This is a genomic window from Bacteroides finegoldii DSM 17565 (assembly GCF_000156195.1).
GTDB classification, from domain to species: Bacteria; Bacteroidota; Bacteroidia; order Bacteroidales; family Bacteroidaceae; genus Bacteroides; species Bacteroides finegoldii.
Genome location: NZ_GG688319.1, coordinates 217,762 through 237,630, shown reverse-complemented (window position 1 = coordinate 237,630; position 19,869 = coordinate 217,762). Strand labels below are relative to the sequence as shown.

Here is a 19,869-nt window from a genome sequence, read left to right as displayed (position 1 = left end):
GAGTTGTCGCAAGAAGATACATGACGGAAAGATAGACTGAAATTAGTGGAGAGCCGGATACGCTGAGAGGTGTAAGTCCGGTTCGGGGGCGAGCATTTGGAAACCTACCATAGAAATATGATAAGGCGCTGGGTGCTTAGCCTACACAAGACGGCCCGTAAATTTTGGGCCAGCGTCGGTGTGGTAACACAGGAAATACAGGACATCATCGGCAGCCCTATCGTCAAGGAAGCCATCATCAACAACTCCGATGTGGTGATGCTGCTCGACCAGAGCAAGTTCCGCGAGCGTTTCGACACCATCAAAAGCATCCTCGGCCTGACGGATATAGACTGCAAAAAGATATTCACCATCAACCGGCTGGAGAACAAGGAAGGGCGCAGCTTCTTCCGCGAGGTGTTCATCCGCCGGGGTACGACGAGCGGCGTGTACGGCGTGGAAGAACCGCACGAGTGCTACATGACCTACACCACCGAACGGGCGGAGAAAGAGGCCCTGAAACTCTACAAGAAAGAACTCCGGTGCAGCCACCAGGAGGCTATCGAGGCGTACTGCCGCGACTGGGACGCCAGCGGCATCGGCAAGTCCCTGCCTTTCGCCCAGAAGGTGAACGAGGCGGGACGGGTATTGAATTTAACAACAAGATTATAGGTGCAATGAAAAAAGAAAGGATTCTGATTACCCTGTCTCTCGGCTTCGGCCTGAACGAGATGGGTTTCGAGAGCAGCCTGACAAGGCAGGAGATTTCAATCGACAACCCGGAACTCACCGGCCTGTCTATCCGTGAGTTCTGTATGCTGACAAAAGAGCAACTGCTCTCGGCATACGGTCTGACACCGGAAAAGGTGTCGGCCATCGAAAGGCTGCTGTCGGAGTATTCCCTCCGGCTGGGCATGACGGACGCGGAACTGGACGCGTATCTGGACCGGTATTACAAAGACAATCCCAGAGAGAAGGAGTTTTACGACCTGTGCGACAAGATGTGCGGCAGGCTTCCCTTCGACGAGCACGGCTTCAGGGAAGAGTTGGGCAGGGAGCTGAACGCCAGCCCGCTGAGCGGCAACCCGCTGAACGGAAACAGGCCGAGTGGAGACCGGCCGAGTGGAGACCGGCTGAACGACCTGGGATGGCAACGCTACCAGACCGTGCGCGAGGCTTATCTGAGACAGCCCTGGTACATGAGATGGTTCGGCTCCCGCAAGAGCCGGATTCGGAAGGCCGTCGAGGACGCCACCGTCATACATGACATGTTCTGCCGGCTTGTCACGGAAAACTGCATCGAAACCGAACGGTGGCGTTTCGAGCAGAGGGAAATAAACAAGATAATGGAGAATAGATGATGAAACGGCTGTCGTTTGTCCTGATCGTACTTGCGCTCACTGCCGTGCAGCGTGTCCACGCCCAGTATTACAGCGTGAACTATGACGCGCGTACCGTGGCGGCGATGGCTACCGCCTTCGGTACGGAAGCCGTGGCCGAGGGCTATTACCGGGAGCAGGTCGATGACATCCTGAAGCATTACAACGCGGCGGAAGTCGCTACGGCGGGAATTTTCGCCTCCAAATTTTTGGAACACAAGGCCCTTTCCGACCTCGGTATCTGGTGCAGCAGCACGGAGAACTACTATTACCGCCGCATCTACCACATGGTAGCGGAAAAGATCATGCCGAAAATATGGGCGGTGGCGAAGCTGATGCTCCGCTCTCCGCAGACCGCCATCCACTGGGGCAGCTACCTGATGAAAATCTGCGACGAGACGAAAAGCCTGTGTATGCAGTTCGAGAGCGTGGTAACGAACAGCACGCTGACGTTCTCGGACATCGTGTTTCTTGAAATCAACCGGGAGATAGCCCCCTTGCTGAAACTCTCGGAAGCGGGCGGCATTGACTGGCAACACATGCTGGACGACCTTGCCCGCGTGCCGGGCAACTTTACCGGCGAGAACCTGCAAGAGGATATCGAGCACCTGTACGACATGGGCGTCGGGCTTGCCACGGCAGGTATCACCAACCTCGGCGACGCCCTGCTGCAGACCAGTTCGTTCCATGACCTGATGAGCGGCAAGGTCAGTGAAATCGTGAACCTGTACGAGCATTACGGTGCGCTTTTCGAGCAGGCGGAACACGACCTCGGCGGCCTGCTTGTCGGCATGGTGGGCGGCGAGGACAATGTTGCCGGGCTGTTCGAGTTGAGCGAGTACAACCTCACGGGGTGGATGACGGACTATCTGGACGAAACCGCCGGGAACTATTATACCCAACGGTGGTATATCGCGAGGCGCGAGCAAGGCAGCATCGCCTTGTGCGACTACTACCCGCCGACGGACGACAACAGCATATTGAACGGCGGTGAATGGACGCGGTTCAACACGACCGACCCGGGCTTTTATCCCAACGCCTCGCAACGGGAGCAGGCACTTGCCAATTCGGAACGGTATGCCGGGTGGTCGAGAGACCGGGTACGGCAGCTCAACAACCGGAACGACGGTTACACCTATACCATCGACTACTGGCAGAACGCCTACATCATCAGCCGGGGCGGCAAGCAGACGAAAAAGGCATACGCCTACGAAATCCATGTAAAACAGAGCTGGAACCGCGAAGAGGTCATCTATGAAGAGGTGTTCGATTCCTATTCCATGGACCTGAACGTCTTCAAGGCGCAACTCAACGCCCGGCTCTCGGAGTTCAACGACAACGAGGAAGGCTATACCTATTATATAACCTCCGACGCGAGGAACTATTACCAGGCGACGGATGCCGCCAAGCTGCAAGGCTGCGAGAGCGTGACGATCAACGTGACGTGTTCCGACGGCGCCACGCTCGGACAAGGGACGACGCAGTACAAATGCCGCAAGTGCGGCAGTTCGCTGAACGCCCATTCGAAGGAGTGCGCCATGCAGACCTCGGTCACGGAGAACGAACTGGACTTGTCCGAACTGGACGCGCTGGTGCAGGAAGCCGAGAGCAAGGTCGCCCTGCTCGGCTCGCAGGTTCAGACCCTGGAGAACGAGAATGCCGTCCTGCTGAAGAAAATCGCCGAGGCGAGCGTGGAAGATGCGGCGGTGTACCGTCAGCAATACAACGAGAACCGGAAACAGATAGACCGCCTGAAAAGCGAACTGGCGGAGTGGCAGCAGAAACAGAAGGAATACAACGACGCGAAAGCCGAGTCCGCCGGAGACAATGACGTGGCGACAGACGACTATTACCGCATACCTGCCATCATGCAGGACTGCAAGACGGCTTATAGCCTCACTTGGCAGGACGGCGGCGCATGGAGCGGCTATACCTATGTCCGCAAGGCGACCATGCCGAACATCAAGGGCGTCATCACGTTCAAGGCGACGATTTCGATAGCGCGGAAACCGAAGTATTTCCTCGGTATCAAGATACACCGCGCCATCCTGCAAATCAGCTGGGAACTGACCACGGCCTATACCGACACGCACGTGGCCGACGTGCTGACGCTCGACCCGAACCTTCCGGACGCGGAGAAAACCAAAATCGTGAACGACCGCATAGCCGAGATAGCACGGGAATACCCCTCCTGCAAAATCACGACGGAGTATGCACGCCCCGCCCCGCCGGAAGAGACACCGACCGGGGAGGTGTACCACCTGCTGTGGTCGAGCGACCGGCTCTCCATAGCGCGTGAGGTCGATTCCCGGATCACGAAGATATATGCCGACCTCGTGTCGCTGGAGAAGATGATACACTACAAGCGGAGCATCATCGACGTGCTGAAGGACGTGCTGCCGGAACCGGACACGGACGAGGGGCGCAGGCTGACGCTCGTGGAAGAATGCCACGACCGCTGGATGGAGAATGCACGGGCATTCCGGAACGGAAACGTCAGGAACGGTAAGGACGGCAGAAAGGAGGTGCGGCCATGAAACGTATCCTACTGGCAACGGTCGTGCTGCTGTCACTCCTGCCCGGCATCGCCAAGGCGCAATGGACTTTCGACATCGTGTCGGTGGAAGCCTACATCAACGACCACAAGAAACAGCGCAGCCTGCTGCTGGCCCGCAGTACACTGGAATACAGCAACAAGCTGCTGCACGAGTACAGCCGTGAGGAAGTCGGCGGGTACAAGGAACTGAACGTGGATCTGGACCGCTACACCCGCGCCTTCGACGTCATCGACGTGATGTACCAGTCCTTACGGACGGTACTGAACGTAAAGAACACCTACAACTCGGTCAGCGACCGTATCGGCGACTACAAGAGACTGCTGGAGGACTTCAACGAGAAGGTCCTGAAACGGGGACGTGTAGAGCCGTCCGACGCGCTGATTCTGACCATCAACGAGAAGGCCATACGCGACATCGCCCATGACGGGGAACAGCTCTACAAGTCGGTAAGCGACCTTGTGCTTTACGCCACGGGGGCTGCGGCCTGCTCGACCAGTGACCTGCTGATGGTATTGGAGGCGGTCAATATGTCGCTGGACGACATCGAGCGGCACCTGAACCGGGCGTACATCGAGACGTGGAAATACATACAGGTACGTATTGGCTACTGGAAAGCGAAGATTTACCGCGAACGTACCAAACGGGAGATTCTCGACGGGGCTTTCGGACGGTGGCGCGATGCGGGACGGCTGGATTATTAACGAACGATAAAAGGGAAAGGAGGCAAATTATCCACAAGTCAGAGTTTGACTTCCATGTCATCGAAATTGAGAAAGAATATCTTGAAGGGCAGAAAAGGCATTTTGCCTTGAATGTCCGGAGAAAGAAAAAACAGAGAAAGAAATTTTTAGTACAAACAAGCCTATTCGGATTACAACCAAGAGGTAAAGAAACATTTGGATTGATGCAATGGAAAAGATTGTTTTTGCGAAAGACATTACGTTATATAAAGCCGATTGCCTTGAAGTAATGCCTTTTCTTCCGGAATCAAGTATCGACTTGGTTTTATGTGATCCCCCCTTTGGAATCACAGTTTCACAGTGGGATAAAATAATACCATTCCCGGAAATGTGGAAAGAGATCAGAAGAGTAAGGAAAAAAAATGCACCTACGGTTTTATTTGGCAGTGAACCATTCAGCAGCCTTCTACGCTGCGGCAATTTAGACGAATTTAAATATGACTGGGTTTGGGAAAAGTCAAAAGCAAGCAATTTTCTCCTTGCTAAAAAGCAACCTCTAAAAGCGCATGAGCTAATAAGTGTCTTTGGCAGGGGTGAAATTCCTTATTATCCAATCATGGAGGAAGGCGAACCTTATGGAAACCGCACGAAACGAGGAAGTAACTGGACGGGGGTAAACAATGTACCCAACCCTACATTCAGGCATGAAAACAAAGGGAGAAGATACCCACGAAGTGTAAAATACTTCAAAACAGCGGAATCAGAAGGCAAAACGATCCATGTCAACCAAAAGCCGATTGCATTATTGCAGTATCTGATAAAAACATACACAAAGGAAGGAGATACAGTCCTTGATTTTGCATCGGGAAGCATGAGCACCGCTATTGCCTGCATTTATACGAATAGAAAATGTATTTGCATTGAAAAAGACGAGACGTATTTCTCGCAGGGAGAAGAAAGAGTCAGGAATGAGTATCAATATTTATGACTTTGAAGTAGGTCCCAAAAGTATGACTATACAAGACAAATGACTGTAAAATAACGAATAACAGGAAGTAAATATGAACAGGACACTTTTACTCATGACGGTTGCAATAATGGCAACCACAACGACACGGGCGCAGTCGGTCACATACAACCATGACTCGCCGAAACAGAACCAGATTACGCTCATGGAGACCGGAACGGGCGCACTCTCGCCCGAACTCTACTATACCGTGCTGCACAACAAATACAAGAAGTCGGCGGCGGCGAAGAACAAGCTGTCGTTCCGCACGCTGGCAGGGGTCAACCTGTACGGCCAGGTGGACGAGGCAGAAGCCATCGACTCGGCACTGGTCAGCCGGGCGAAGATCGAGGCACTGAATGTCGCCGACCGGCAGATAGACCTCGCCTGGATTGCCGAGGGCGACAAGGTCAGCGGGCAGATGGAGCGGTTCAAGCGCAACATCGACCGCATCCTGCCTGCCGGGGGCACGACGGACGAGAAGGAACGGTGGACGGAATACTATCACGTGTACCAGTGCGCCATCAACGCCACCAAGGACGCCTACATGCCCAACGCGCAGCGGAAGAAAGAGTACCTGCGGATCTATGAGGACGTGGCCCGCCAGAACGAGATTCTGGTCTGCTACCTTGCCCGGCGGCAGAACGCCACGGTCACGAGCAAACTGTTGGACGCGACCCATGAACGGACAACGGACAAGGGCAGCATCGTCCGCGATGCCATGAGCCGCTGGAACGAATCGCGCCTCGCAGTACGTGGTTCCAGGCCGGGCGGAGACAGCGGAACGGGAGACGGGGACGAAACGGTAAACAAATAAAAGGACATAGCAAATGGCAGACGGAAACATACTTTCGGATTTCGGCATCAACCTCATGGAAGAGGAGATAGACGATGTAATCTTTCAGACCAACGAGTTCCTGACCGACGCCACCTTTACCGGCTCACAAGGGCCGTTCTGGTGGATATTGCAGATGTGCATGGCGCTGGCCGCCCTCTTTGCCATCATCATGGCGGCAGGCATGGCGTACAAGATGATGGTGAAGCACGAGCCGCTGGACGTGCTGAAACTCTTCAAGCCGTTGGCCGTGTCGCTCATCCTCTGCTGGTGGTACCCTCCGGCAGATACGGGCATGGCGGGCAGCGGGAGCAACTGGTGTTTTCTGGATTTCTTGTCCTATATCCCGAACTGTATCGGTTCGTACACGCACGACCTGTACGAGGCCGAAGCCTCGCAGATAGCGGACAAGTTCGAGGAAGTGCAGGAACTTATCCATGTGCGCGACACGATGTACACGAGCCTGCAAGCCAGGGCGGATGTCGCCCACACGGGAACGTCCGACCCCAACCTGATAGAGGCGACAATGGAGCAGACAGGGGTGGATGAAGTGACCAACATGGAGAAAGACGCGGCGGAGCTGTGGTTCACCTCACTGACGGCGGGCATCGTGGTGGGGATAGACAAAATCATCATGCTTATCGCCCTCGTGGTGTTCCGAATCGGATGGTGGGCAACGATATACTGCCAACAGATTTTATTGGGCGCGTTAACCGTCTTCGGGCCTCTGCAATGGGCTTTCTCGCTGTTGCCCAAATGGGAAGGCGCGTGGGCGAAGTGGCTGACACGTTATCTGACAGTGCATTTCTACGGGGCGATGCTCTACTTCGTAAGATTGCAATATTTTATAACTCTTTGTATATCAATCGTAAGGCACTATCTATTTAGGAGTGCGCAACAAATCTGCAACAAAAATATCCTAAAATGTTGCGTCTGTTTTCGAGAGAGCTTTCTGGTCTGCCAAAGCCTGATTACGGGAACGCAAATGTTAAATCCTCATTTTTCACTATGGACATTTGACTGGAATAACAATCCTCTTTTTATTCCCCGTCATGACAGACTTTTGTCCGGCTGAACCGACATATAAGGATGTGGCAAAAATAACAAATTTCTGCCGGATTACAAGCCTTTGCACAAGCGATATATATAAAAACCGATTGGCGATATTACCGGGTATTCATGTGACACAGAAGTATTGCAATCAACATAAAATCAGCCACAGAATTGTTTGTACAACACACTGTAAAATACTAATATATAACACGTTAAACTATTTACAACCTCTTGTTTTCCGATACTTTTCGACTTAATTTTGTCCTGATGAATCGAAGCAAAAGCAACGAAAAACAAATAGTAGCAAAACAATATTTATAAAAAACGATTATGTGTAAAACTGAACAGAACCCGAACGAAACCGCCTTGCTCCGAAAGACGGTGGACGGGCTGAAAAAGGAGCTGGAGAACGTAAAGAACGTTGTCTATGCCGCAAAAGAAGTTCTTAACCTTGAGGAAGCGGCACTATTTCTTGGTATTTCCAAAAGTTCACTTTACAAGATGACGCACAATCAAATCATCCCGTATTTCAAGCCCAACAACAAAATGGTGTATTTCGAGAAAACGGAACTGTTGAAATGGTTACGGCAAAACCCTGTTGCCTCACAAGCGCAGATTTCAGAAGAAGCGAGAGCGATCATGCGTAATCTTGCAAGCAAAGACTAATTTTTTATCCCTCATGTATGACAGAAACAGAAAAAAACGATTTTTCTTTTGACGGTCTCCCACGGACAGTAGCAGAACTCCATGCGAAAATAGACCGCCTTACAGCAATGTTTGAGCGGTTCATCTCCTCTGCTGAAACCAAACCGGAAATAATGACAGTGGAGGATATTGCCGCCATGCTCTGCAAATCTGTTTCCACTATCTACGCAATGACTTCTGACCATAGAATACCTTATCGCAAGCAGGGTAACAAGCTCTATTTCCTACGCTCGGAAATAAACGCTTGGCTCTCGGCTTCAGTCGTGCCGAAAGACACCCCGAAGCGCAAACGCAAGCCGCATGAAAACGGAAAAACTAATGAAGCATTGCCTACACCGGAATGTATTACGGAAGCAGATACCGTCAAGAACGATACGGGTACGATGCAAGCCTTGTCGGAAAACCATGCCGAAAACGGCGTTGCAGTTTTGGAGCAAGAACAAGGAAATGCCTCTTACTCTATCGAGCAAAGGATACACACAAGGAACGGAACAATACTTTTCGCTGTGCTGTTCACAAATGACATTGAGACCGCTGGAGAGAGAAAATTCGTCCAAACTGCACGTGAATTTCACGGCTATTGGAGCGACTTCGGGGGCGGCGGTTACATCTTCAACTCTCGGCAGGAGGCAGGGAATTTTGCAAAAACAATAATAGGGAAAGAAAAAGCAGACCTAATATCACCCCGACAAGCGATATTGAAAAATGATGATTTGACCGCCGCTTATACGGAAAGCAAGCCACCAGCCATGCAGGGCGAACAGACCTTGTCTGATGGCAATTCCTCTTATATATAAATGGCAGACATGGCAGAGAGTGGCACATTTACAGTGGTGTGTTTTGGGGCTGGCAAGTTAATGTTTTCGTCCACGAAAACTACGCCACAGATGGCGACCTATGCCATGCGGATAACAGCAGGCACAATCACAGTCCTAAAACACCATTCCAATTATAACCGATGACAACAGGCGTATGACAGATAATGAAAATTCACATAAAGGAGGAAGGCCGAAATCGGCGAAAGGCAAGGCACGGACAAAGACCCTGTCCACGAGGCTCACGCTTGCCGAATGGAAAACCGTCATGAAACGGATAGCCGATGCCGGAAAGAAACCGTCGCATTTCCTGCGTGATCTTCTTTTACAGGGAAAGGTCACGGCGGCACGGACACAGGAGGACAGGAAACAGATACGGATGCTGGAGGGAGGTTGCAACAACCTGAACCAGTTGGCGAAGATGGCGCACCAGCAGGGATTTCCGAGAACCAAGGAAAAAATCACCGCCTTGCTGGACGAGTTCAATAGAATCATCGCGAGGATATGATGGGCGACTTGAAGAAACGGGCGAGCTTCGCCAAGCTGGTAAACTACGTGAACAACCCGAAAAAAGCAAAACTCATCGACAGCAAGGACGTGCGGCTTGACAGCAACGCCACCATCGCCAGAAGTATGCAGGGGCAGGCGGACGATAAACCGGGACGCAGGCTGAAAAATCCGGTGTACCACATATCGCTGGACTTCGCCCACGAGGATACACCCAAGATAACGGATGCTCTTATGGTCGAAATAGCCCGTGAGTACATGCAACGCATGGGCATTGTGAACACCCAGTATATCGTGTGCCGACACACCGACAAGAAACACCAACACATGCACATCGTGACCAACAGGGTGGACAACGACGGGAACACCATAAGTGACAGGAACGATGCCATACGCAACGTGGCGGTGTGCAAGGCTCTCACACGGGAGTACGGGCTGCATTTCGCCAAGGGCAAGATGAAAGTGAAACGTGACCGGTTACGTGGCAAGGACAAGGTGAAATACCAGATCTATGATGCTATCAAAGCTGCCTTGCCACGTTGCGGCAGTTGGGCGGAATTGTGCGAAAGGCTGACCCGACAGGGTATTGAAACCAGCTTCAAGTTTGACCGTCGAAACGGCAAAATCATCGGCGTGTCGTTCACCAAAAACGAGGTCTCGTTCAGCGGCTCACGGATCGACCGGAGCATGGGATTTTATAAAATAGACAGTCTGTTGGGCGGACGTGTCATTAACAATGTGGAATGGAGAAACAACCTGCGTGACAACACCCGGCAAATGGATGAAGCCGGGGCAGACAAGGCGGCCATATATACGGATGAACCGTTTGAACAGGCTGCGAACCCCACTTATATCGATAATCATGCAGAACTCTACGGCAACGGGGACTTTGCCGATACCGGTTCAGGTGCAAACATAGTCCAAGCGGGTATCGGCGTGCTTGTCGAGTTGTGCGTCCAACCACACCAAGCCAAGGTATCATCCGGCGGCGGAGGTGGAGGAAATGAAAGCGGCTGGGGCGAGAATGACAAGGAAAAGGATAAACTTAAACCAAGAAGGAGAAGAAAATGAAAGACGAAATGCAGAATCTCATAGACCTCATAGGGGCTTTGGCAGAGGACATCGAGGCCGTCAAGGCGAAGTTGGAAGCAAAGGACGCTTCGGACAAGGACGAGGCGGTGAAAAGGCTGGCGGTGAAACTGGAGCCTGTCATACGTTTCTTTGGCGGCAGCACGCCGGAGAACATCAATGAGATTTTCAATAGCAAGGACGCCATAGAGGACTACAAAAAATCATTGGGCGATGAAATGGTTGTCAGTTGGCTGGCATACACCAAAGCCGACGAGAAGGATATGCGCGAACGCGGCATACCGACCACGAAAGACCTCTTGTCAGACATACGCAAGATGCTGGCGGAGCATATAGATGAAGGCAACAGGATTTCGGAAAACGGACAACAAAACCAACGGCAGACGAATGGATTTCTGCACCCGTTAAAATTCAATCTCATATCCAAGCGGATAAAATCCTTATGGCGCAAAATTCCTGACGGCTGGTATAAGAATCCCTACGCATGGGCTGGCATCGCTTGTACGCTCGTGTTCTTTACGCTGTTTGCCCTTAGTTGGTTGCAATGGCATGAATACCGGGAAGAAAACAGACGGTTGAAAACGATTGCCGACAAACATCAAGTGACTACTATTATGCTCAACGAATTATACCCGGAGCTGGCTGTTACCGTGGGGGCTTACGAGAGACTGACGGAAACTGTCGGCGCAGATTCCACGCTGACTATATTCTGGGAACAGGTCAAAGCTGTTAGAAAGAAATCCAAAAATTGAAGCAAATGAACCAAGAAAAGAATCCCCAAAGGTGTGGACGGTAAACGGCAAGAGCACAAGTAGGTCTTTGCACCGTCCGAAGCCGCCGACATTAAGAGTGTCATGCAGGAATATGGCGAAACGACCGAACAGCAGAAATCAATCGGCGAATGGCTTTGTGACTATACGGAAAGCCGACAGCCTTTTGACGAAATAAAACATCGACAAACCCGAAATGAGGTTGCCGATGTAGCAAATGGGGCGTATGGCTGGAAAATTGAACGAGACAATAACGGGTTGAAAAGATAATAGCCACACACGACAATAAAAGACAGCAATAAAATACATGATTTACACTTTTTTATGTACCTTTGCATTTGGATTGAGGCAACTCTTTCCAAGACATATTAGAAAAAGAAAGAAGCGTTATGCTTATCTCGAAGTCGGGAACGTAGGAAATTCAAGACTATTCAGAGGGAAAAGCGTAATGGTTTCTCACGCCATAGCGTGGGCTGCTATTACCATACTCTGAATAAAGGTTATTCCTACGACCTCCGACTTAGAACGTGGCATTTGCAGTTCCACGCTTCGTGGTTTAACAAAATAGCTCTAAGGACTGCGGAGTTCATAAAAATAAATGATGAACAGATTTGGATTCCTTAAAAACATTTGTATGTCGGGAAAAATGTTACTGTGCCACAACGACATAACAAAATCAATCTTAGTCCTATTCATGAGTTTTTTCCTATGTACAGAAGCCTTTGCTGATTATTACCGTGTGACTGCTCCAAATGGGCTTAATGTACGTGCTTCGGCTAACAAAAACAGTGAAGTACTGGGGCAATTATCCCAAGGTAATGTTGTTGATGTAATTTCCATAGAAAACGGATGGGCTAATATCAATTATAACGGCTGGCAAGGCTATGTCAGTACATCGTATTTGACAGCCGTAACAGACAAAGGAGAAACGGGTACTTCTACAGAAAAGGAATCGTGGAACTTTTTTTCGTGGCTGTTTAATACAGAAGGTGAATCTGCGTGGTTCACTGGGTTAAAATGGATCTTCTTTCTTGGTGTTGCTATCTTCCTTGTCAAGATAGCATTGGTGGTAATTGGCAGAATGCTTGGTTTTGGGTTTGTACTTGGAATCATCGCTTTGCTGATAGGGTTCATAATCAAATGGATTGGTTGGATAGAAACAGATACAATGTGGAATATTGCCAAATGGGGCTTTTACATTGGTAATGTTTTGGGCTTGCTCGATTCATTCGTTCATTTTGGGGATGTGCTTAACGATGCAGCCGACACAGGAAGTAATTCTTCTTCAGGTTCAGGCGGTGATGACGGATTGAAACGGTATTCGGTAATGATTGACGGCCAAGAGTATATACTTACTCAAGATTCCAAATACAGCGAATGTAATTATACTGACCAATATGGTAACCCATGGAGTAATGACAGTTCCGGTTTCCACCCATTGTAAAGTATTTGCCGGAAGATGTTATTAAAATCAGACAGACAATCACTAATTTAAATAATAATAAAGAATGAAAAAACTATCTGTTTTATTGTGCATAGTAACTCTTGGAGTTTTTATAATGGCTCATACCGCCACTGCACAGACAAGTTTCTCTATTCCCCCGAAAAGTTACCCGACAGAAGTACCGTTTAAGTGTGATGCCGGGGTAGATCGGTATTGGCATGTCACAAGCGTCACTTGTACAGGTCGTGCCAATGGTGGTTACAAGTTTCTGATAAAGGGAACGGCACAGAAAGCGAGCCGCAGTTTATCAATAGACTTGTTCTATCTTATGCCGGGTAATCGGCTAATGAATGCAGGAGCCTATTTCTTTCCGAGCATTGAAGAAGGAAAACCTTTTAGCTTTGAAATTGTCTCGGCTTTCTCCGGTTATGCTCCTTCTAAGTTCAACGGCTTTTTAATCTCCAGTGAGGTGTTACAAAAGAGCTTGCTTAGGGAACAAGAAGAGAAGGAATCGACAAGTAATGATACCTCTACAAGAAGGTTTGGTATGCCGACAACAAACAAAACAGAACCGGAACAAGAACCCGAAAAACCCAAGGCAAGCCCTAACAAAGTGTACTTATCTACCGATGATGCAATAGAGCAACTACCGGAATTTCCCGGCGGCATGCAAGCGTTTATGAGCCATATTTCGAAAAGCATACGTTACCCGTGGATATGCAAGGAACAAAAAATACAGGGTAACGTACTTGTCGGCTTTGTAGTGGAGAAAGACGGGTCGGTGTCGAATGTGACCGCTTTAAAGAAAGTGCATGCCAATCTGAATACTGAGGCTATAAGGGTAGTCAAGTCTTCACCTAAGTGGAAACCCGGTTTAGTGGAAGGTCAGCCTGCACGTGTTCAAATGGCTGTGTATGTAAATTTTAAATTGTAATTTTTCATAAATGATAAATGAAATGAGAGCATTGAAGTTTTTTATAGGCTATGCTTGTGCATTTTTCTTCATGGCAGGTATAGTGATAAGTTGCGATAGCGGAGGTAAGAACAATGACAAACCTTATACTCCGTTGTATGTTTATTTCAATCCTTTGCAGTTAGATATGAGTATGGAAACTTTAATGCCATACTTTGTGAATTATCCTACAGATTGGGCAAAAATGGGATTGAGAGACTACCCGATGACAGTGACTTACGAATACAGTTATCCTGCCTGGGGAGTCACGGGTTCTTCGCAGTATGCGTTTCTCTCTAATGGTCGCTTGTCAGAACAACGACGTACCTCATTCAACGTTGGTGCAACCGGATTTGATGTGGTTTCGTTTGAATATGACAGCAATTCAAGCCTTGTTAAAATCAAATCTGTAGAAGACGGTCGCTATAAACGTCGGTACAACGATAACGGTTTTATTTATGATGCCGCAGGCAGACTAACCCGACGGGAAAGAGACCGGGGAGGAAATCCGGGCACGTGGGACTATCTCTATGAGTATTATGAAAATGGAGCTTTAAAATCCATACAGCCGGAAAAAGAAAATTCCTTAGCCAATGAAGCCGGTGTGACACTCTACAAATTTCAAATAGATTCTCTTGGACGGATTGAGAAGATTGAAAACGTCAAACCCACAAACATCTTTTTAAAAGACATCAGCGAGTATAAAAGAGAAAAATCGGTGACGGTATTTTCCTACACGGACAATCTGTGTACACAGGCCGTGGAAAAGATTCCCGTTAAGTTTGACCAAGGTACAGAAACATTGACCTGTACGAGTACCTTTACTTACAACTCGCATGGCGATTTAGCCACGTGGACTTATTCAGGTGGAGTGTATAAGAGTAAAGGCAACAGTTGGCGTGTGGATGATATGACATTCACTGTCACTTATGAATATATTTATGATGAAAAAGGCAACTGGACACAAGCCAAGATAATATTTCCGTCAAATCTTGACGAAATCCCTGCCTTACGTACCTATTATAAAGCTACAAAAGACGGTTTTACATCCAACCAAGACCGTTCATCGTCAACGAAAAATGGCGATACACCTTTCTTGACCGTTAACCGTACTATAAGTTATTATGATGAGGACATGATGAAGAATGAAAGCTCGACAAGCGGAAATAAAGAAAAACAGTCTGCAGAGGAACTGCTCTATAAAGGTACGGACACGTATGGGCTTTTGGGTAAAGTAAAATCGGTGACGGAGGAGCACGAATGTTTGAAATTCGACCAGTCGGGCAATCTTGTATATCAGAAAAACAGCTTTGATAAAGAAACGACATACACATATCTTACACCTACATCTTATAATGTAAGTGGCTGGGGAAAAGCTGTAGTCAATATAGCAATAAAGGACGGATTACGTTCCGATACGGATTCGGACACCAACACTGAACTCAACCACGAGTACACGTTTGACAGTAGTCAACGACTTATCAAACACGTGTTTTGTTCACAAATGGCAATGGTTACATGTACCTACCAATATAAGGGGAATGATAAATATCCCTCAACCATGATAGAGGAACATCCCGAAGAAGGTGTAACCACCTATCATTACACCTATACGAAGTTCGACAAGAAAAACAATTGGACGGAACGAAAGGTTAGCTATGCCACTGAATATGACGACTACGATGATGACATGAATTATATCGGGAAAAAACAAACATGGCCAGAAGAATACATTGAGAAAAGAGCCATTGAGTATTGGTAAAGTGAACTAACAGTTATAACTGAAGATTTAAACATCGGAGCGGTTTGAAAGTCACTCCGATGTTTTTTATATTCGTTGGAAGGGAAACCTGCCAAACGTCATACTTCTAAAAGTAGTTTCTTTATTTTAGTAGCCTACGTTCATTATCGCCGCTCTCCAACACTCCCATTTGATGAATGGCTATTTGATTGAGCTTGATAAGCCGCTCGCCCTGCGGAATGCCTTGGTCTATGAATACCGCATTGAGGTTCTCCATGTTCGACAAGCAAATAAGCTCGTTGATCGTGGCATAATCCCGAATATTTCCTTTCAGGTCAGGATGTTGCTCACGCCACATTTTGGCGGTCATGCCGAACATCGCCACATTCAGCATATCGGCTTCATCAGCATAGATAATACTGGCTTGTTTGGCGGTTACCTCTGCCGGAATAAGGTTCTGCTTGATTGCGTCGGTATGGATGCGGTAGTTGATTTTCGACAGTTCCCGTTTGGCAGACCAACCAAGGGATTTTTGTTCCTCATTTTTTAATCGTTGGAACTCCTTTATTATATACAGTTCAAATTCAACAGAAATCCAACTCGCAAACTTAAAAGCTATATCCTTGTGAGCATAAGTGCCGCCATAGCGTCCAGATTTGGAAAGTATGCCTATTGCGTTTGTTGTACTAATCCATTTTGTTGGTGACAAGGTAAAGGCGTTCAGCCCGGCTTCCTTTTTAAACCCCTCGAATTCGAGGGGTTTAAAATTCGGGTTGTACAAACTTTCCCAAATACCGAGATATTCTATAGTGTTCCGATTACGCAACCAGTTCCCGATAACTGCAGTCGGATCATCGCTTTTGTATTTTGCTATGTCTGTCAGGCTGATATAATCATTTTCATTGACTGATATAATTGTGACACTCGTGTCTTTTACTGTAATTTTTGCCATTCTATTGATGTTTCTTTGGGTTTCAGTCGCAAAGATAGTTACAATCCGTTGAATTATATCCTTTTGGAAGAGCTATTCACGACTGAAAGGTTCATGTTTATATTGAAAAATACTCCGAAATTCGGTTTACCGCTTCTATCTTGGTTTCCATTACCACATCGGCATATACCTGTGTCGAGAGTATGTTGGTATGACCGAGCAGCTTGCCAACCGTATAAAGGTCGCCCCCGGCTGCCAGTGACAGCGTGGCAAACGTGTGGCGGCTGGTATGGTAGCTGACGTTCTTTTCTATTCCTGCGGCTACGGCTGACTTTTTAAGACATCTGTCGCAGGCACTTAGGCTTGTCATATCAAATACCCTTTGCCCCGGTTTGCAACCGTTTCTATCCGGCAACCATTTCAATGCCGATTGATTTAGTGGTATTGTTACCTGTTTTCCGGTCTTTCGCATCGCACGGATTGAAACCACCAGCCCGCTATCAACTTGCTTTATATCCCGCCATGCCAGCGTACAGACATCACTGTACCGCAATCCGGTAAAGCAGCAAAACAGGAACGCCCGTCTGGTCGTTTCATTGGTGGTTGGAGCTTCGGCAAGCGCAAGCAGTTCATCTTTCGTGAGATAATCCCTTTCGGCTTGTTGCTTGGCTATCCGCTCGTGTTTACCCAAAGCATAGAAAGGGTTACTATTCATTATCCCCTCATTTACCGCCGCATTGAGCATACGCACCAGTATTGCCTGATGAAGATGTAACGTGCATTGCGACATCTCTTTCGGGTTGTCCGGTGATTTCGTGTTCCGGTAGGTATTTTGCATGAAGTCGAGAAGCCCGGCAATGAATTTCTTGTCTATTTTCGACATCAGGTAGCGAGGTCTGCGGCGGTACTGCAAATACGCCTTTATTATATTGACAGTAGAACGGTAATTGTGATAGGTTGATTGGGAGTAAGACGGGCTACGTCTGATCCCCTCTATATAATCGTTAAGCCAGTCGGCAAAAATCCGTTTGGGTAACTGGTTGGGTTCACTGCCCCCGGTTTCTGTTTCGTCCTCGTCAATGCCGAGCAGCCGTTTTGATTTTATCTCGTTCGCCTTTGCCATAGATGCGTCATTGAGCCGCTTTGCGTCGGGTGTATCGTCCGGCACGAGGAACAAATTTAGGTACTCGCTCCACCTTTCCCCCTTTTCGTAGAAATCGAGGTATATCGAGCGGCTTCCCGTTTTCAATGCCCTTGTGCGTATCGTTATTTTCATCTGTTTCCCTCTGTTTATGGTTATTTAGAAAAGAAGTCATCAACGAGATTAACCGTTTCCACTTTCTTTTTATCTACAATCTTGGCGTAAATGGATGTGGTGTTTACGTTGGAGTGTCCGAGCAGTTTCGATGTCGTGTATATGTCCGCACCGAGCGTCAGCAGCATAGTAGCGTATGTATGGCGGCTGCAATGGTAGGTTATATGTTTGGTTATCTTTGCATCCTGCATCCATTTTTCTATATTCCGTTCAATATTCGATGTCCCGGCAGGTAACATGAAAATCGGTTCTTCATTGTTCTCTTTGGGGTTAAGACAGTCGATAGCCTCTTTTGATAACGGCACGTTTACTATTTTTTGTGTCTTTTCCATTTTTGTCCTTACAAACAAGGTCTTGCCGTCGGGTGCTTTGACAATCTTTCCCCATGTCAGCGAGCGCACATCTCCAAGACGAAGTCCGGTAAAGCAGGAAAACAGAAAAGCTCGTTTCACGTCCTCATGCGGGCAGGAAGCCGCCATAACCACTTTCATTTCTTCCAATGTCAGATATTCCCTCATGCTTTCCGACGGCTGGTATTTCTCCTTTGAACTTATGGATTTCAAAGGATTGGCAGACAGAATGCCGTCCCGCACCGCCTTGTTCAACGCACCGTTCAAAACCGCCTGATGATGATGCGCCGCCCCGTTACTTATGACACTGCCGTCCTTACGTACCCCATTCTTTGCATAACGTAAAAAATCTATGAAGCCCCGGCAGAAATCAACATCCACGTTTGCCAAAACAATATCCGGGCGATTTGTTTCTTTTAGATACGTTTCGATTTTCCCCCGCAAATCACGCCTTCCTTTGAGAGTGGATGCAGAAAAGCCGAATTTCTCCTGCTCGTATTCTTTCAGAAAATCGACAAGTGTAATACATGATCGCTTTACCTTGTTCCACTGGCGCACGCCGTGGTTCTGTAATGCCAAAATACGCTCGGCTTTGATTTTATCCGCTACTTGCCTTGCGTGGATGTTCTGTTGGCGGTCAAGCGGTGTCAATTCGGGCACAAGGTATAAACCGAGTGATTCAACCTTGCGCACTCCTTTCACATAGACATCGAGATACAAACTCATGTTCCCGTTAGCCAGTTTGCGCTGGCGAACCCGGACGGGCTCTTTTACTTTCTGTACTTTCTTCGGTCGTGCCATGATATTTTTTCCTTTCTTGATATTTCTTTTCTCATCGGCAGGTTTTCCCTGCCTTACGGATACAAAGATACCCCTAATATTTGTTTTGTGCAACAAATATGCAACAAAATATCATTAAAATACCGCCTCTTCATATCTCTATTGACAAAATCGGAAAACACAATAAATATCTAATATACAGTATGTTTTATTACTTTTATTTCCTATTGTGTGATTATATTTTCCGTATTGAAAGACTATACTTCGTGGGGTTCTACGTGCTGCTGCTCTTCGACATCGTGCTGTGCATACAGGTGGAGAACCTGACGGCGATAACGGCGAGCGAGCAGACAATGGCCGCCTACCTGCAGAACTCGTTCTTTTCGGCGGGCTACCTGATGGCGGCAAGCATCGTGGCCCTGAAATGCCTGAACCTTGTCCCCGACCTTGCGGCATGGATGATACCGGAGGGCGACACGGCCTTCTCGACCCGAAACTTCGGAGAGGGCGTGGCGCAGCAAGCCAAGATGACGGCAACGGGCGCGATGGGTACGGTAATGAGATAACAATCCTTAAATACATAAAAAATGGACGTACAAAAGAAAATCGAGAAATGGTGCAGGGACGAACGTTTCGTGCGCTATGCCAATGAACGCATGAGTGAGGAACTCGGTAAGGCATCGAACCACTGGGTCGATCCGGAATATGAAAAACTGGCCGAAGCCTTCGAGTGGGAAGACCGGTATGTAGTCCCGCTGGTAACGTTCCTTACTTACCGCCTGCAACTCGCCAAGTTGCAGAAAAGGGTGAAACAACGCAAAAGCGGCATCTGGTGGGTGTTCGTGCAGGTCGTGATGCAGGGGCATTATACGCAAGCCTTTTTCACGGAGTTCGACAAGCTGCAGACGGAGTTGCTGGAAACCGTCATGCCGATGCTCCACGACGAATATATACAGTGGTCAAACAAGAAAAAACGATAA

19 protein-coding genes and 2 pseudogenes are annotated in these 19,869 nt (G+C 48.3%); 18 read left to right on the top strand and 3 right to left on the bottom strand.

The window, feature by feature from the left end; all coding sequences use genetic code 11:
- The first annotated feature begins 132 nt into the window (after positions 1–132).
- From BACFIN_RS14710 to BACFIN_RS14780, 16 genes and pseudogenes are all read left to right on the top strand, one after another.
- Positions 133–651 carry a TraG/VirB4 family ATPase gene (locus BACFIN_RS14710; protein WP_262479224.1) on the top strand — a complete coding sequence of 173 codons (519 nt, stop codon included), beginning with the start codon at positions 133–135 and terminating at the stop codon, positions 649–651.
- Between the two features lie 5 nt (positions 652–656).
- Positions 657–1,340, top strand: coding sequence for a hypothetical protein (locus BACFIN_RS14715; protein ID WP_007750375.1), 684 nt, complete (start codon positions 657–659; stop codon positions 1,338–1,340).
- Positions 1,337–3,895: a hypothetical protein gene (locus BACFIN_RS14720; RefSeq protein WP_007750372.1), complete on the top strand. Its 2,559-nt coding sequence runs from the start codon at positions 1,337–1,339 to the stop codon at positions 3,893–3,895. The genes BACFIN_RS14715 and BACFIN_RS14720 overlap by 4 nt, the downstream gene beginning before the upstream one ends.
- Complete coding sequence (locus BACFIN_RS14725; protein WP_007750371.1) at positions 3,892–4,617, top strand: hypothetical protein; 726 nt, start codon at positions 3,892–3,894, stop codon at positions 4,615–4,617. Before BACFIN_RS14720 ends, BACFIN_RS14725 begins: the two co-directional genes overlap by 4 nt.
- A gap of 208 nt (positions 4,618–4,825) precedes the next feature.
- Positions 4,826–5,584 (top strand): DNA-methyltransferase, encoded by a 759-nt coding sequence (locus BACFIN_RS14730; RefSeq protein ID WP_007750365.1) that lies wholly within the window; start codon positions 4,826–4,828, stop codon positions 5,582–5,584.
- Between the two features lie 73 nt (positions 5,585–5,657).
- Positions 5,658–6,419, top strand: coding sequence for a DUF5045 domain-containing protein (locus BACFIN_RS14735; RefSeq protein ID WP_007750362.1), 762 nt, complete (start codon positions 5,658–5,660; stop codon positions 6,417–6,419).
- 13 nt (positions 6,420–6,432) lie between these two features.
- Positions 6,433–7,512 (top strand): hypothetical protein, encoded by a 1,080-nt coding sequence (locus tag BACFIN_RS14740; RefSeq protein ID WP_007750360.1) that lies wholly within the window; start codon positions 6,433–6,435, stop codon positions 7,510–7,512.
- A 308-nt stretch (positions 7,513–7,820) separates the two neighbouring features.
- A complete protein-coding gene (locus tag BACFIN_RS14745; protein ID WP_007750356.1) occupies positions 7,821–8,156 on the top strand; it encodes a helix-turn-helix domain-containing protein in 336 nt (111 codons plus the stop codon).
- A gap of 17 nt (positions 8,157–8,173) precedes the next feature.
- On the top strand, positions 8,174–8,992 hold the full coding sequence (locus BACFIN_RS21225; protein ID WP_007750350.1) for a helix-turn-helix domain-containing protein: 819 nt from the start codon (positions 8,174–8,176) through the stop codon (positions 8,990–8,992).
- A 175-nt stretch (positions 8,993–9,167) separates the two neighbouring features.
- Positions 9,168–9,518: a plasmid mobilization protein gene (locus BACFIN_RS14750; RefSeq protein ID WP_007750347.1), complete on the top strand. Its 351-nt coding sequence runs from the start codon at positions 9,168–9,170 to the stop codon at positions 9,516–9,518.
- On the top strand, positions 9,515–10,588 hold the full coding sequence (locus BACFIN_RS14755; protein ID WP_007750346.1) for a relaxase/mobilization nuclease domain-containing protein: 1,074 nt from the start codon (positions 9,515–9,517) through the stop codon (positions 10,586–10,588). Before BACFIN_RS14750 ends, BACFIN_RS14755 begins: the two co-directional genes overlap by 4 nt.
- Positions 10,585–11,358 carry a hypothetical protein gene (locus tag BACFIN_RS14760; RefSeq protein WP_007750345.1) on the top strand — a complete coding sequence of 258 codons (774 nt, stop codon included), beginning with the start codon at positions 10,585–10,587 and terminating at the stop codon, positions 11,356–11,358. Before BACFIN_RS14755 ends, BACFIN_RS14760 begins: the two co-directional genes overlap by 4 nt.
- Before the next feature lie 63 nt (positions 11,359–11,421).
- Positions 11,422–11,646: pseudogene (locus BACFIN_RS14765) on the top strand (mobilization protein); the annotation flags it as partial.
- Positions 11,647–12,010: 364 nt separating this feature from the next.
- Complete coding sequence (locus BACFIN_RS14770; protein WP_232281639.1) at positions 12,011–12,820, top strand: SH3 domain-containing protein; 810 nt, start codon at positions 12,011–12,013, stop codon at positions 12,818–12,820.
- A 64-nt stretch (positions 12,821–12,884) separates the two neighbouring features.
- Positions 12,885–13,754: an energy transducer TonB gene (locus BACFIN_RS14775; protein WP_007750335.1), complete on the top strand. Its 870-nt coding sequence runs from the start codon at positions 12,885–12,887 to the stop codon at positions 13,752–13,754.
- 22 nt (positions 13,755–13,776) lie between these two features.
- On the top strand, positions 13,777–15,534 hold the full coding sequence (locus BACFIN_RS14780) for a hypothetical protein (protein ID WP_032839373.1): 1,758 nt from the start codon (positions 13,777–13,779) through the stop codon (positions 15,532–15,534).
- A gap of 121 nt (positions 15,535–15,655) precedes the next feature.
- On the opposite strand, the gene BACFIN_RS14785 is transcribed toward BACFIN_RS14780, so the two are convergent.
- From BACFIN_RS14785 to BACFIN_RS14795, 3 genes are all read right to left on the bottom strand, one after another.
- Positions 15,656–16,465, bottom strand: a complete 810-nt coding sequence (locus tag BACFIN_RS14785; RefSeq protein ID WP_007750329.1) for a KilA-N domain-containing protein — start codon at positions 16,463–16,465, stop codon at positions 15,656–15,658.
- A gap of 97 nt (positions 16,466–16,562) precedes the next feature.
- Positions 16,563–17,720, bottom strand: a complete 1,158-nt coding sequence (locus BACFIN_RS14790) for a site-specific integrase (RefSeq protein WP_007750327.1) — start codon at positions 17,718–17,720, stop codon at positions 16,563–16,565.
- A 20-nt stretch (positions 17,721–17,740) separates the two neighbouring features.
- Positions 17,741–18,910, bottom strand: coding sequence for a site-specific integrase (locus tag BACFIN_RS14795; protein ID WP_032839372.1), 1,170 nt, complete (start codon positions 18,908–18,910; stop codon positions 17,741–17,743).
- Positions 18,911–19,146: 236 nt separating this feature from the next.
- Here BACFIN_RS14795 and BACFIN_RS14800 point away from each other — a divergent pair.
- Both BACFIN_RS14800 and BACFIN_RS14805 read left to right on the top strand, forming a co-directional pair.
- Positions 19,147–19,455 (top strand): annotated as a pseudogene (locus BACFIN_RS14800) (hypothetical protein); the annotation flags it as partial.
- Between the two features lie 21 nt (positions 19,456–19,476).
- A complete protein-coding gene (locus tag BACFIN_RS14805; protein ID WP_007750308.1) occupies positions 19,477–19,869 on the top strand; it encodes a hypothetical protein in 393 nt (130 codons plus the stop codon).